This window comes from Kitasatospora purpeofusca (assembly GCF_042691725.1).
Classification (GTDB): Bacteria; Actinomycetota; Actinomycetes; order Streptomycetales; family Streptomycetaceae; genus Kitasatospora; species Kitasatospora purpeofusca_B.
Genome location: NZ_CP170483.1, coordinates 566,469 through 577,733 on the forward strand (window position 1 = coordinate 566,469; position 11,265 = coordinate 577,733).

Annotated in this window: 10 protein-coding genes; 4 read left to right on the plus strand and 6 right to left on the minus strand. The window is 75.4% G+C overall.

The genetic code is table 11. The annotated features are described in order from the left end of the window. Positions 1 to 427: 427 nt before the first annotated feature. The 4 genes from ACFCLZ_RS02530 (at position 428) to ACFCLZ_RS02545 (ending at position 3,545) form a co-directional block, all read left to right on the plus strand. Positions 428 to 1,561 carry a hypothetical protein gene (locus ACFCLZ_RS02530; RefSeq protein WP_380282948.1) on the plus strand — a complete coding sequence of 378 codons (1,134 nt, stop codon included), beginning with the start codon at positions 428 to 430 and terminating at the stop codon, positions 1,559 to 1,561. Between the two features lie 139 nt (positions 1,562 to 1,700). After that, positions 1,701 to 2,333: a hypothetical protein gene (locus ACFCLZ_RS02535; RefSeq protein WP_380282949.1), complete on the plus strand. Its 633-nt coding sequence runs from the start codon at positions 1,701 to 1,703 to the stop codon at positions 2,331 to 2,333. Between the two features lie 86 nt (positions 2,334 to 2,419). After that, the gene (locus ACFCLZ_RS02540; protein ID WP_380282950.1) at positions 2,420 to 2,746 is read left to right on the plus strand and encodes a hypothetical protein; all 327 of its coding nucleotides are present in this window, start codon (positions 2,420 to 2,422) and stop codon (positions 2,744 to 2,746) included. A gap of 91 nt (positions 2,747 to 2,837) precedes the next feature. Next, positions 2,838 to 3,545 carry a hypothetical protein gene (locus ACFCLZ_RS02545; protein ID WP_380282951.1) on the plus strand — a complete coding sequence of 236 codons (708 nt, stop codon included), beginning with the start codon at positions 2,838 to 2,840 and terminating at the stop codon, positions 3,543 to 3,545. Positions 3,546 to 3,581: 36 nt separating this feature from the next. On the opposite strand, the gene ACFCLZ_RS02550 is transcribed toward ACFCLZ_RS02545, so the two are convergent. The 6 genes from ACFCLZ_RS02550 to ACFCLZ_RS02575 form a co-directional block, all read right to left on the minus strand. After that, positions 3,582 to 5,153 carry a phytoene desaturase family protein gene (locus tag ACFCLZ_RS02550; RefSeq protein ID WP_380282952.1) on the minus strand — a complete coding sequence of 524 codons (1,572 nt, stop codon included), beginning with the start codon at positions 5,151 to 5,153 and terminating at the stop codon, positions 3,582 to 3,584. 61 nt (positions 5,154 to 5,214) lie between these two features. Then, the gene (locus ACFCLZ_RS02555) at positions 5,215 to 5,823 is read right to left on the minus strand and encodes an OsmC family protein (protein ID WP_380282953.1); all 609 of its coding nucleotides are present in this window, start codon (positions 5,821 to 5,823) and stop codon (positions 5,215 to 5,217) included. A gap of 28 nt (positions 5,824 to 5,851) precedes the next feature. Continuing rightward, a complete protein-coding gene (locus ACFCLZ_RS02560; RefSeq protein ID WP_380282954.1) occupies positions 5,852 to 6,580 on the minus strand; it encodes a hypothetical protein in 729 nt (242 codons plus the stop codon). 132 nt (positions 6,581 to 6,712) lie between these two features. Beyond that, positions 6,713 to 8,125, minus strand: coding sequence for a uracil-xanthine permease family protein (locus ACFCLZ_RS02565; protein ID WP_380282955.1), 1,413 nt, complete (start codon positions 8,123 to 8,125; stop codon positions 6,713 to 6,715). Positions 8,126 to 8,286: 161 nt separating this feature from the next. Next, a complete protein-coding gene (locus tag ACFCLZ_RS02570; RefSeq protein ID WP_380282956.1) occupies positions 8,287 to 9,990 on the minus strand; it encodes a methyltransferase in 1,704 nt (567 codons plus the stop codon). A gap of 39 nt (positions 9,991 to 10,029) precedes the next feature. Further along, positions 10,030 to 11,253: a 4-hydroxybenzoate 3-monooxygenase gene (locus ACFCLZ_RS02575; RefSeq protein ID WP_380282957.1), complete on the minus strand. Its 1,224-nt coding sequence runs from the start codon at positions 11,251 to 11,253 to the stop codon at positions 10,030 to 10,032. Between the last annotated feature and the right edge of the window lie 12 nt (positions 11,254 to 11,265).

The following is an 11,265-nucleotide window of genomic DNA, read 5'->3' on the forward strand; positions in this document are numbered from 1 at the left end:
CCCGTCCGGCAGCTTGGCGGGATCGCGCCAACTCCCCTGGCGGCCCGGCCGGAACGACCGTTTCCGGTCAGGGATCCGGTGGGGCGGCACGCGGGCGGCGGGGCGGGTGGTGCCGGTGCGGAGGCGGGCGGGGCGGCGGGGGCGGCAGGCACCCGGAGGGACGGCTTCCGGGTGCGCCGAGAAGGGCCGGGCGGCGCGCGCCGCAGGCCTGTGCGGCCGCCCGGCACGCCCCTACGATGTGAGCGCCGTCGGGCCTGACCCCCGACCCCGTCACTGCCGGCCGACGCCGGACAGCGCCGGTCCCCCCTGATGGACCGGTCGTCCCCTCGGCCGCCGCGCGCCGGCTCACCCCGGGCACGAGCGGAACGGCAGGGCGGGCACCACCGCGCAGGCCGCCCGTGATTCCTCCCACCCAAGGGGTACGCCCATGCACGCCGGCACCGCCGTACCACCGGTCAGACCCGTCCCCGCCGACCGCGCGTTCCGCGCCGGCCGCGCCCTGCTGTTCGTCCTCGCCGTGCTGGCCGCCCTGGTGGGCGCCGGCCTCCCTGGGGCCGGCCGGGCGCACGCCGCCGTTCCCGACCGCTGGGGCTTCGCCTTCCTCGACAACCCGACCCCGCCGCCGGGGTACGTCCCCGACACCAGCCGCCAGTGGGGCAGTTGGCCGTCACCGGCCGCCAACCCGGTGAGGGTGGACCAGGTCGGCACCGGGTCCTACGTCGTGCACTTCCCGCTGATCGCCGGCCCCGGCGGCATCGCGCACGTGACGGCCGTCGGCCGCACCGGCAGCTGGTGCCAGGTCCGGAGCTGGGCCACCGCCGGCACCGGGCAGGACGTCGCGGTGGGGTGCTACCGGCCGGGCGGCGCCCCCGAGGACACCCGGTTCACCGTCCTCTACACCACCAGCAGCAGCGTGCCGTCCCCGGCCGTCGGCGGCTACGGCTACGTCTACTCGAACACCACCGGCGCGGTGATCACCCAGTACAACTCGACCGGCGCCACCAACGCGGTCGGCTACGGCGGCACCGGCGTCTGGAAGGTCTGGCTGCCCGGCCTGGGCCAGCCGACCAACGCGGGGAACATCGAGGTCACCGCCGTCGACCCGGCCGCCGGCGCGCGCTGCAAGGTCGCCGACTGGGCGCCCTCCGCGACCGGCCAGACCGTCCTCGTGAACTGCTACAACGCCGCCAACGCCCCGTACGACACCCGCTGGACGCTGAGCTACTCGGAGAAGCGGGCCGTGCACGGGCCCGCGCTGCCGCCCAAGTCCTACGGCTACCTGTGGTTCAACGGCGGCGTGCCGGGCGGGACCAACTTCAACTCCTCCGGCGCGGTCAACACCCTCACCGGTTCCGTCCCCTACACCGTCAACCTGCCGAACATCGCCGTGCCCTCGGACACCGCGCAGGTCACCGCCTTCGGTCCCGGCCCGGACTACTGCGGCCTGGCCGCTCCCTGGGCCCGCAGCGCCGGCACGGTGAACCTCTACCCGCTGTGCTTCAACGGCTCCGGCTCACCGATCCCGTCCCGCTTCCTCACCGCGTACACCTCGGCGTTCTGATCCCGCCGGCGGACCCGGGACGGCGCCGTCCCGGCTCCGCCGGCACCGAAGTCCGCCGGCACCGAAGTCCGCCGGCGCCGGATTCACGGGCGGGCCCGGGTGGAACACCCGGGCAAGGGAGAGTCGGAGGAGGGGGCCGATGGACGTCCTGGGAACCGCGGTGCCGGCGGCCATCCCGCTGCTGGCCGCCCGGTCCGCGCTGCGGATCTGGCTGCGCGACGGATCCAGGGTGCTCGACTACGCCGCCGCCCTGTTCTGGTCGGGCGTGGCGATCGGGCTCGGCCTGAGCGAGGGCCCCGGCTGGCTGCTGCCCGCCGGCTGCGCGACCGCCGGGGCCACCGCGGCGGCCCACCTGCTGGTGCTCGCCACCGCCGCACTGAAGAAGCCGCTGGTCACCGTCGACCCGGCCGAGTTCCGGCAGCGGCTGCTGGAGGCCTGCGCCTCACCGAGCGGTCCGGAGTCCTTCCTCGCCGGGGTCGGCCCGGACGGCACGATCACCGTCTGGGGCCTGGAGGCCGCCGGTGTCCCGCGCCACCGCCACCGCCCCGGTCCCGGCTGCGCCACCTGCTACCTGGAGGGCATCGTCGGCGAACTCGCCGACAACGGCGCCGAGACCGTGGCCGAGTACCGGGCGCTGCTGCGCCGGCGGGCCAACCAGCTGTTCCTGCTGCGCCGCACCACCATCGGCCACCGGTGGACGGTGCGGCTCCGTCAGGTCCAGGGGTTCAAGACCCCGTTCGAGTACTCGCCCTGCCCCGAGCACCGGCTCTGACACGGGGCCCGGGCGGGGAGCGGCCCGGTTGGTCCGGATGCCACGGTGCGGGTGCGGCGAGCGGGTCGTGCGGCCACGTTGAGGAGATGGACATCGTCGTCGTACTGGAACCGGACACACCGACCAACATCCGGCTCCTCGGACCGGACCACGCGCCCGCGCACCCCGAGGTCCCGGTGCGCCGCGCGCACACCGCCCCCACGGAAGCCTCCGGCGCCTGCGGCCCCCGCACCCTGTGCGGCCTGGACACCTCCGACATGACCCTCGCGCCGCACCGGGCCGACCATCCCGACCGGTTCCGGCTGCACTGGCACACCTGCAGCGCGTGCCGCTACGCCGGGGCGGCCGTCGCCCCCGACACACCGGAGGACCGCCCCGCCGACACCCGCCCGGGGGAAGGCCCGGCGTTCTGAACCGCCGGCTTCCCGACAGCACGACCCCCGGCGCGTCGACCCCGTCCGGTCCGAGGATCGGACGGGGTCGGCGGCGCCGTAGGCTGACCGGATGACAACTGACCGTAAGACCGTGCTCGTTCCCGTGGTCCTGACCGGACTTCTGCTCGGGACGGCCGCCTGCGCGTCGTCCGGCGGTGCCGACGCCCCGGCCGGCGGTGGGAAGCCCTCCTTCGCCCAGGTGAAGTCGACGGTGCAGGGTCTCGGTCCGGACCCGTCGTGCCCGTTCGGCCTGGACCTGGCCGGCGCGCTGAAGGCGGTCGGGATCGAGCGCGGCGTCACCCCGGCCGACGGCACGGCCGGCCGGCCGGTGCGGGCCGAGGTCGTCCCGCCGCAGGAGGCCCGGCCGCTTCCGTCCGGTGTCACGCCCACCCCGGCGACGGCCTCGGTTCCCGCCCGGCCCGAGACCGTCCAGGTGTGGTGCTCCTACACCGCCGGGACGACTCCGGTGGAGATCGTCCTGCTCGCCGCCCCGGCCGAGCGGATCGCGGTCAACCTGGCCCTGCCCTACATCCAGCAGGCGGGTGGCCTCACGACCGACCAGTTGGTCGCGGCCTCCACCGACCAGCCCGCCCCCGGCGCGGCCACGACCACCCCCGGCCGCGGGTCCGTCGGCATCGCCCGGCTCGCGGTCGCCGACAGGGGCGACCTGGCCCTGCTGGTCAGCCAGGGAACCGGGGCGACCTCCCCGGACCCGGCCCTCACCGGGGAGCCCCTGCGCACGCTGGCCGAGAAGCTCGCCGCGCAGGTGCACGTCTGACCGGGTGCCGTGGAGGCACGGCGGCGAGCGCGCCGGCTAACGGAGGTCCTCCAGGACGGCGCGGGCCGCGTTGTGGCCCGGGATTCCGCTGACGCCGCCGCCGCGCACCGCTCCCGCGCCGCACAGCAGGACGTCCGGGTGCGCCGTCGCCACGCCCCAGCGGGCGGCCGCGCCCTCCGGTTCCTCCGCCGCGAACGGGAACGCCAGGTCGCGGTGGAAGATGTGACCGCCCGGCAGGCCGATCTCCCGCTCCAGGTCGAGCGGGGTCTTGGCCTCCACGCAGGGCCGTCCGTCGGCGTCCTCGGCGAGGCAGCCGGCGATCGGCTCGGCCAGCACCGCGTCGAGCTGGGCCAGGCTCGCCGCCAGGGCGCGCTCCTTGGCGGCCGGGTCGGCGAACAGCCGGGCGGGCAGGTGCAGGCCGAACAGGGTGAGGGTCTGCAGGCCCTGCCGGACCGCCTCCGGGCCCAGGACCGACGGGTCGGTGAGGGAGTGGCAGTAGATCTCCGACGGCGGCGCCGAGGGGATCCGGCCGGCCGCGGCCTCGGCGTACGCGGTCTCCAACTGCCGGTAGCCCTCGGCGATGTGGAAGGTGCCGGCGAAGGCCTCGCGCGGGTCGGCGGCGGAGTCCCGCAGGCGCGGCAGCCGGCGCAGCACCATGTTGACCTTCAGCTGCGCGCCCTCCGGCGCGGGCCCGGGTTCCTCGCCCAGCAGCCGGGCCAGGGTCGCCGGGGCGGCGTTGACCAGGACCCGGCGGGCCGCCGCCGTCGCCTCGCCGTCCCGGTGACGGTAGGTCACCTCGGCGTCCCCGCCGCCGCCGGTGGCGACGGCGGTGACCTCGCAGCCGGTGCGCAGCTCGGCCCCGGCCGCCCGGGCCGCCGCCGCGAGGGCGCCGGTCACCGCGCCCATGCCGCCGACCGGGACGTCCCAGTCGCCGGTCCCGTTGCCGATCACGTGGTAGAGGAAGCAGCGGTTCTGCCGCAGCGACGGGTCGTGGGCGCGGGTGAAGGTGCCGATCAGGGCGTCGGTCAGCACCACGCCGCGCACCAGGTCGTCGGCGAAGGACTCCTCGATCGTCTCGCCCAGCGGCCGTTCGAACAGGGCCGTCCAGGCCGCGTCGTCGCCGACCCGCCGGCGCAGTTCCGCCCGGGTGGGCAGGGGTCGGGTGAGGGTCGGGAAGACCGTCCCGGCGACGCTCCCGGTCATCGCGTAGAAGCGCCGCCAGGCCTCCCACTCGCGGTCGGTGCCGGTCAGCGCCCGGAACGACTCCCGGGTGCGGCCGGCGTCGGCGGCGTCCACCAGCAGCCCGGTGGGCTTCCCGTCCCGGACGGCGGGGGTGTAGGAGGCGATCCGGCGCCGGCGCAGCTCCAGGCGCAGGCCGAGCTCGCGCACCACCGTGCGGGGCAGCAGGCTCACCAGGTACGAGTAGCGCGACAGCCGGGCGTCCACACCGCGGAACGCCGGGGCCGACACCGCCGCGCCGCCGACCCGCGGGAGCCGTTCGAGCAGCAGCACCCGGTACCCGGCGCGGGCCAGGTACGCGGCCGCGACCAGGCCGTTGTGGCCGCCGCCGACGATCACGACATCGTGCCGGGAGGACGAGTTCGCCATGTCCGGCACGGTACGGCACCCGGGCGGCTCGGGGAACAGCGGCGGGCGGCGGCCCGGCGGGTCAGTCCCCGGCGGGGAGGTCGACGGGGAGGTCGGTGGGAAGGTCGGCGGGAAGGTCGGCGGGAAGGTCGGCGGCGAGCCGGACGGTGACGCTGTGCTCGGAGCGGACCAGTCGCAGCATCGGGCAGCGGGCGTCCGCGGTGGCCAGCAGGTCCGTCAGGGCCTCCGGCGCGGCCGGGCCCCGCAGCTCGACCTCCGCCGTCAGGTCGTACGGCACCGCGGGCGCCTCGGTCGGCACACCGAAGAACCGGGCGTCGTTGTTGCGGGCGTTCACCCGGACCTCGACCCGGTCCAGCGGGACGTCCGCCAGCGCCGCGACGCACAGGATCGTGTGGGTCAGGCAGGTGCTGACCACCGCGCAGAACAGCTCCGGCGAGGACGGGCCGAGGCCGAACCCGCCGATGTCGGGCCCGCCGTCGCCGATGAAGGACCAGTCCCCCACCCGGACCTTGCGGACCCCGGTCGCGTCGTCGGCCACGCAGACCGCGCCGACCTCCTCCTCCCAGTCCGAGCTCTTCGGCCGCCGCCGGGCGGCGTCGCGCATGGCCGCGCCCTTGTCGCGCAGGTGCTCGGCCAGCCCGGGCCGGTGTACCGCAGGTGTGTGCGTCATGGCCCGTAGCGTACGGGGCCGGGCGCCCTCACGAACCGGCGGTGGCCGCTTCCAGGGTGGTCGCCATGACCGGGCTGGTGAAGGTGTTCGTCGCGTCGCCCGTGGAGGGGTGGTAGGAGCCCCACTTGAGGTAGTTGCGGTCGCCGTCCCAGGTGGTGCCCTGGAAGGTGCCCGAGCCGGTGGTGAAGGTCTGCTTCACGCCGTCGAACCAGAAGTCGATGGTGCCGTCGGTGCGGCCGAGGCGGATCTTCAGCGCGTAGGAGTGCCACTGGTTGTTGGCGGTCGGCGCGGTCCAGAGCGTGTGGGCGACGTGGTCGGTGTCCCACTCCTGGAGGCGGATGCGCCCGGTCGTCGCGTCGATCTCGATCGGGTGGTTGGCCGTGCCGGTGCTCGGCGAGCACTTGAGCTGGAAGACGTAGCGGCTGTTGGTGTCCTTGATGTCCACCTTGGAGGACCAGCCGAGGTAGAAGGTGTCGCCCTGCTTGAGGTCGGGGCCGAGCGTCTCGCAGCGCTCCTCGCCCGCGGCCTGGAACGCCCGCCACACACTGCCCTTGACGGAGTCCTTGACGACGCCGAAGTTGCCCGCGGCGCACTGGACGCCGGTGAAGGAGGACGGGCCCTTGGCGGTGCTCGGGGTCCACAGGACGGTGCCCGCCGCGGCGGAGCTGCCGGCGCCGGCCCAGCCGCAGGAGAGCGCGAGCGCGGTGGCGGCGACGAGGCCGGTGGTGGTCCTGCGATGACGGGGCAACAGGGACATGCCTCTCCCGGGGGATGAGTGGCCGCTACGGACGGAGGCGATTCGACCACCTGGGATCCGGTCGGGCCAAGCGGACCGGCCGGAGACGGCCCTTTCGGGCACCTCTCCGGCCGGCGGGCCACCGGGGTGCCGTTACGGGGTGGGTCGCTCGCCCCGCTGCCCGGGGTCGGGGGCGCCGGTGTCGTAGGAGGAGGTGCCCTCGTCCAGCAGCGGCTCCTGGGTCTTGAGGTGCGCCGGGGCCAGCGCCCGCAGCACGTGGTAGCCGGTGATGACGACCAGGGTGCCCAGCGCGATGCCGCTGAGGCTGAAGGTGTCGGTGAACTTCAGGGTGACGTTGCCGATGCCGATGATGATGCCCGCGGCGGCCGGCACCAGGTTCAGCGGGTTGCGCAGGTCCACCTCGGACTTGATCCAGATCTGCGCGCCGAGCAGGCCGATCATGCCGTACAGGATGACGGTGATGCCGCCCAGCACCCCGCCGGGGATCGCGGCCACGACGGCGCCGAACTTCGGGCAGATGCCGAACAGCAGCGCGAAGCCGGCCGCGGCCCAGTAGGCGGCGGTGGAGTAGACCCGGGTGGCGGCCATGACGCCGATGTTCTCGGAGTACGTGGTGTTCGGCGGGCCGCCGAGCGCGGTGGACAGCATCGAGCCGACGCCGTCCGCGGAGATCGCGGTGCCCAGCTTGTCGTCCAGGTTGTGGCCGGTCATCTCCCCCACGGCCTTGACGTGCCCGGCGTTCTCCGCGACCAGCGCGATCACCACGGGCAGGGCGACCAGGATCGCGGACCACTGGAAGGAGGGGCCGTGGAAGGCGGGCAGGCCGATCCAGTCCGCCTTGCCGACGCCCGACAGGTCCAGGCGCCAGTGGTCGGTGAGCTGTCCGTTCCCGCCCACCGAGTGGATCTTGCCGAAGACCCGGTCGAACAGCCAGGAGATCCCGTAGCCGAAGAGCAGGCCGAGGAAGATCGCCACCCGGGACCAGAAGCCGCGCAGGCAGACCACGGCCAGGCCGGTGAACAGCATCACCAGCAGCGCCGTCCACTGGTCCTGCGGCCAGTAGGTCGAGGCGGTGACGGGCGCGAGGTTGAAGCCGATCAGCATGACGACGGCGCCGGTGACGATCGGCGGCATCGCGGCGTGGATGATCCGCGCCCCGAAGCGCTGGACCGCCACGCCCACCAGGAACAGCGCCACGCCCACCACGAAGACGGCGCCGGTGACCGTCGCGCTGGTGCCGCCCTGCGCCCGGATCACCGCGGCCACGCCGACGAAGGAGAGCGAGCAGCCGAGGTAGCTGGGCACCCGGCCGCGGGTGGCCAGCAGGAAGATGACGGTCGCGACGCCGGACATCATGATCGCCAGATTGGGGTCGAGCCCCATCAGCACCGGCGCCACGAAGCTCGCGCCGAACATGGCCACCACGTGCTGGGCGCCGAGCCCCGCCGTCCGGGGCCAGGAGAGCCGTTCGTCGGGGCGGACGACCGCTCCCGGTGCGGGCGTACGCCCGTCACCGTGCAGCTTCCAGCGCACGCCGAGATCCATGTGGGGGTTCGCTTTCTCTGTACTTCCGGGGAACTGTCCGCACCATTGTCCTGGTCACCCGGCCTTTCGCGTGCCACCGCCCCCTTGCTGACCTGCGCGCTTGTCCGGCCGCCGCGGTCGCGCCGGGCCGCCGGGACGGTCCCGGACCGCCTGGCGGAGGGTCAGTTCCGGTTCCGGGAAGGGGTGGAGGCCCTGCCGGCGTGCAGGAGGGCAGCGTCGAGCGGGAGGGGGGTGCGGCCGAGGAGGGCGAGGCCGGCGTCGGCGAGGAGGGTGGCGTAGTGGTCGGCGCGGCGTTCGCGGCCCCCGACGTTGCAGAGCATGTGGAGGTCCCAGGCGGTGGCGAGGGACGGCGAGCCGTCGGCGGGCAGGAGGCGTTCGAGGACGAGCAGGTCGGCGTGGGCGGGCATGGCGCGGGCGCAGTGCCGCAGGATGGCGCGGCAGCGGTCGTCGTCCCAGTCGTGCAGCACCCGGGAGAGGAGGTAGACGTCGCCGCCCTCGGGGACGTCGGCGAAGTCGCCGGTGCGGTAGTCGCAGCGGTCGGCGCAGCCCGCGGCCGCCATGGTGCGGCGGGCGGCCTCGACGGCGTGCGGGCGCTCCAGGAGGACGCCGCGCAGCCGGGGGTGGGCGGTGAGGACGCGGGCGAGGAGTTCGCCGTTGCCGCCGGCGACGTCGACGACGGTGGCGCCGGCCGGTAGCCGGGCCGCGGCGGTGAGGACCGGGTGGGCGGGGACGGGGTCGAACATCCGGGCGCTCGCCGCCATGGAGCGGTCGAAGAGGTCGGCGAGTTCGGGGTCGCGGGCGAAGTGGTCGAAGTGGTTCTCGCCGAAGAGGTGGTCGAAGGCGGGCTCGCCGGTCCGGAGGGCGTGGTCGAGGGCGCCGAAGGAGCGGTAGAAGGGGCCGCCGTACATCAGGGCCAGCGGGCGCATCGAGCCCGGGGCGTCCTCGCGCAGCAGGGTGCCGACGGCGGTGAGGCGGTGGCCGTCGCCCTCGGGCGCGACCACGCCGAGCATCGCGAGGTAGCGCAGCAGGGTGGCCAGGGCGCGGGTGTCGGTGCCGGTGCGGCGGGCGAGGGTGTCCGGGTCGGTGGGCTCGTCCGGGTCGAGGGCGTCGGGCAGCCGCAGGCGGGCAAAGGCCGCGAGGGCCTGGGTGCTCCACGCGCCGGTCAGCAGGTGCAGCAGGGTCTCGGCGGGCGGCCGGGCGGCGGGGGCGGCCAGGTGGGCGGCGAGGGTGTCACGGTGGTCGCCCGGCGCGTACAGCTCCAGGCGGCGGTAGCCCGCCCGGGAGGCGGCGGGGGCGGTGAAGTAGAGGACCGTGCCGTCCTCGTGGGGGTTGTGGCCGCCGCCGTCGGGGGTCGCGCCGTACTCGGCGAGCAGGGCGCACAGGCCGCGCAGCAGCAGCGGCTCCGGGTCGCGGACCTCGAAGGCGAGGTGGGCCTCGTGCCGGTGGGCCCGTTCGTGGTCGGCCAGCGGTAACAGCTCCGAGCCGGGCGGGACCGTCAGCGCGAACACCTCGACGGTGCGCGGCGTAGGGCCGGTGCCGGGGACGGCGGGGCGCCGGATGGTGACGTCGAGCGCGGCCGCCTCCCGGCGGTGGCGGGCGGCCAGCCGGTCGCGGACGACGGTGCTGGGGCCCGGTGGGGTGTCGGCGGCCAGGCCGCAGGCGGCCAGGTCCGCGCGCAGCGCGTGCGCGTCGGGCGGGAAGACCAGCAGCGCGGCGTGGACGAAGCGCAGGTGGCGGGTGAGGGTGCCCAGGTGCGGGGCGCCGAGGCCGGGCAGGAGGAGCGGGAGCAGGGTGGCGGTGTCGTGGCGGCGGACGAAGTCGGCCGTCGTGCGGAGGCGGGACGTGTCGTCCTCGGTGGTCGTCATGGTGTCCTCGGTGCGGGGTTGAGGGGTGCCCGGAAGGGGTCAGAGACCGACGTAGTTCTCGGCGAACCAGTCCTGCTGGGCGCGCGAGGTGCGCAGGGCCGCGAGCCGGGCGCGGCGCAGTCCCTCGTCGAAGGACGACGGGACGCCGTGCGGGGTGGGCGCGGCGTGCAGCAGCCGGACCATCCAGTGCGAGAACTCCTGGGCGCGCCAGATGTACTCCAGGCAGCGGCCCGAGTAGCCGTCCAGGGCGCGGCCGTCGCCGTGCGCGATCTCGTCGACGAGGGCGGCGGCCAGCAGCTCCGCCTCCAGCACCGCGAGGTTGGCGCCCTTGGCGGCCGACGGGGTGAGGAGGCTCGCGGCGTCGCCCGCGAGCAGCAGCGCGCCGTGCCGCAGCGGTTCGACGACGTCGCACTCCAGGTCGACCACGGTCCGCTGGACGATGCTCCCGCGGTGCAGCGGGCCGTGCTCGGCCGCGCGCATCCGCAGGTCGAGTTCGCGCCAGATGTGCTCCTCGGACCACGCCTCGGGCGGGGTGCCGCGGTCGCACTGCAGGTAGTAGCGGGTGATCTCCGGGGTGCGGGCCATGTGGCCGGCGAAGCCGTGCTCGTGCACGGCGTAGCCGACGGCGTCCAGGCTGGGCGGGGCCTCGGCGAGCAGGCCGAGCCAGGACAGGCCGTGGTCGTGGTGGTGGACGACGGCGCCGGGCGGCAGTGAGCGGCGGGCGGCGCCGTGGCGGCCGTCGCAGCCGGCGACGTAGCGGGCCCGCCAGCGGACGGGGCGGCCGTCCGGCCCGCTCGCCTCGACGGTGGGGCGTTCGCCGTCGGTGTCGAGCACCCGGTGGGCCTCGGTGGCGAAGTGCAGCCGGCCGCCGGCCGCCAGGTAGGAGGTGAGCAGGTCGGCGACGAGGTGCTGCTGCGGGTAGACGGTGTGCCGCTCGCCGCGGCCGAGGCCGGCGTAGTCGAGGCGGAAGCGGCCGTCCCCGGTGCGGAACTCGCAGGTGGCGTGGGGTCGGCCGCGGCGGTGCAGGCCGTCGGCGAGGCCGTGGCGGTCCAGGACCCGGACGGTGTGCTCGGCGAGGAAGCCCGCCCGGGCGCGGGCGTGCAGGCGGGCGCGGTCGGCGCGTTCCAGGACGACGCAGTCGATGCCCGCCCGGTGCAGGAGGTTGCCCAGGACGAGGCCGGCCGGGCCCGCGCCGAGGATCACCACCTCGGCGGACCGGTCGGACGGATCCCTTCCATCGTTACTTCCCTGACCATTCGTCATATCCACGGATCC

Excerpts from the sequence above, each read along its gene's own strand:
- ACFCLZ_RS02530 (WP_380282948.1), top strand. The coding sequence starts at position 428 with ATGCACGCCGGCACCGCCGTACCACCGGTCAGACCCGTCCCCGCCGAC.
- ACFCLZ_RS02535 (WP_380282949.1), top strand. The coding sequence starts at position 1,701 with ATGGACGTCCTGGGAACCGCGGTGCCGGCGGCCATCCCGCTGCTGGCC.
- ACFCLZ_RS02540 (WP_380282950.1), top strand. The coding sequence starts at position 2,420 with ATGGACATCGTCGTCGTACTGGAACCGGACACACCGACCAACATCCGG.
- ACFCLZ_RS02545 (WP_380282951.1), top strand. The coding sequence starts at position 2,838 with ATGACAACTGACCGTAAGACCGTGCTCGTTCCCGTGGTCCTGACCGGA.
- ACFCLZ_RS02550 (WP_380282952.1), bottom strand. The coding sequence starts at position 5,153 with ATGGCGAACTCGTCCTCCCGGCACGATGTCGTGATCGTCGGCGGCGGC.
- ACFCLZ_RS02555 (WP_380282953.1), bottom strand. The coding sequence starts at position 5,823 with ATGACGCACACACCTGCGGTACACCGGCCCGGGCTGGCCGAGCACCTG.
- ACFCLZ_RS02560 (WP_380282954.1), bottom strand. The coding sequence starts at position 6,580 with ATGTCCCTGTTGCCCCGTCATCGCAGGACCACCACCGGCCTCGTCGCC.
- ACFCLZ_RS02565 (WP_380282955.1), bottom strand. The coding sequence starts at position 8,125 with ATGGATCTCGGCGTGCGCTGGAAGCTGCACGGTGACGGGCGTACGCCC.
- ACFCLZ_RS02570 (WP_380282956.1), bottom strand. The coding sequence starts at position 9,990 with ATGACGACCACCGAGGACGACACGTCCCGCCTCCGCACGACGGCCGAC.
- ACFCLZ_RS02575 (WP_380282957.1), bottom strand. The coding sequence starts at position 11,253 with ATGACGAATGGTCAGGGAAGTAACGATGGAAGGGATCCGTCCGACCGG.